At 48.5% G+C, this 1,788-nt stretch carries 1 rRNA gene; it reads left to right on the top strand.

The features are described 5' to 3' along the window. The first annotated feature begins 170 nt into the window (after positions 1–170). A 16S ribosomal RNA gene (locus tag N0K80_RS07780) occupies positions 171–1,732 on the top strand. Positions 1,733–1,788: the final 56 nt, after the last annotated feature.

The raw sequence follows: 1,788 nt of genomic DNA on the forward strand, positions 1-1,788 counted from the left end.
TTGATATGATATAAAAGTTGTCAAAAGCAACCAAGTAGATCTTTGAAAACTGAACAAATTTTCGACAAATCAAATGTGTAGGGTCTCTTAACTAAGAGTTAAGAGCAAACATTTGCGAAGTCAATTCGCTAGTTTCAAAAAGTAACAAAACAATAAGAGCAATCAACTTTTTATATGAGAGTTTGATCCTGGCTCAGGATGAACGCTGGCGGCGTGCCTAATACATGCAAGTCGAACGCATTGTTCTTCACCGAGTGCTTGCACTCACCGAAGACAATGAGTGGCGAACGGGTGAGTAACACGTGGGTAACCTGCCCAAAAGAGGGGGATAACACTTGGAAACAGGTGCTAATACCGCATAATTTGTTAAACCGCATGGTTTGATAATGAAAGACGGCGTAAGCTGTCACTTTTGGATGGACCCGCGGCGTATTAGCTAGTTGGTGAGGTAAAGGCCCACCAAGGCAATGATACGTAGCCGACCTGAGAGGGTGATCGGCCACATTGGGACTGAGACACGGCCCAAACTCCTACGGGAGGCAGCAGTAGGGAATCTTCCACAATGGACGAAAGTCTGATGGAGCAACGCCGCGTGAGTGAAGAAGGTTTTCGGATCGTAAAGCTCTGTTGTTAGAGAAGAATGTAGGTAAGAGTAACTGTTTACCTAGTGACGGTATCTAACCAGAAAGCCACGGCTAACTACGTGCCAGCAGCCGCGGTAATACGTAGGTGGCAAGCGTTATCCGGATTTATTGGGCGTAAAGCGAACGCAGGCGGTTTTTTAAGTCTGATGTGAAAGCCTTCGGCTCAACCGAAGAAATGCATTGGAAACTGGATAACTTGAGTGCAGAAGAGGAGAGTGGAACACCATGTGTAGCGGTGAAATGCGTAGATATATGGTAGAACACCAGTGGCGAAAGCGGCTCTCTGGTCTGTAACTGACGCTGAGGTTCGAAAGCATGGGTAGCAAACAGGATTAGATACCCTGGTAGTCCATGCCGTAAACGATGAGTGCTAAGTGTTGGAGGGTTTCCGCCCTTCAGTGCTGCAGCTAACGCATTAAGCACTCCGCCTGGGGAGTACGACCGCAAGGTTGAAACTCAAAGGAATTGACGGGGGCCCGCACAAGCGGTGGAGCATGTGGTTTAATTCGAAGCAACGCGAAGAACCTTACCAGGTCTTGACATCTTCTGACAAACCTAGAGATAGGCCGTTCCCTTCGGGGACAGAATGACAGGTGGTGCATGGTTGTCGTCAGCTCGTGTCGTGAGATGTTGGGTTAAGTCCCGCAACGAGCGCAACCCTTATTATTAGTTGCCAGCATTTAGTTGGGCACTCTAATGAGACTGCCGGTGACAAACCGGAGGAAGGTGGGGATGACGTCAAATCATCATGCCCCTTATGACCTGGGCTACACACGTGCTACAATGGACGGTACAACGAGTTGCGAGACCGCGAGGTTAAGCTAATCTCTTAAAGCCGTTCTCAGTTCGGATTGTAGGCTGCAACTCGCCTACATGAAGTTGGAATCGCTAGTAATCGCGGATCAGAATGCCGCGGTGAATACGTTCCCGGGCCTTGTACACACCGCCCGTCACACCATGAGAGTTTGTAACACCCAAAGCCGGTGAGGTAACCTTTTAGGAGCCAGCCGTCTAAGGTGGGACAGATGATTAGGGTGAAGTCGTAACAAGGTAGCCGTAGGAGAACCTGCGGCTGGATCACCTCCTTTCTAAGGAATATTACGGAAACCTACACACTTGTCGAAAATTTGTTTAGTTTTGAGAG

It is taken from the genome of Dellaglioa carnosa (genome assembly GCF_026948345.1).
GTDB lineage: Bacteria > Bacillota > Bacilli > Lactobacillales > Lactobacillaceae > Dellaglioa > Dellaglioa algida.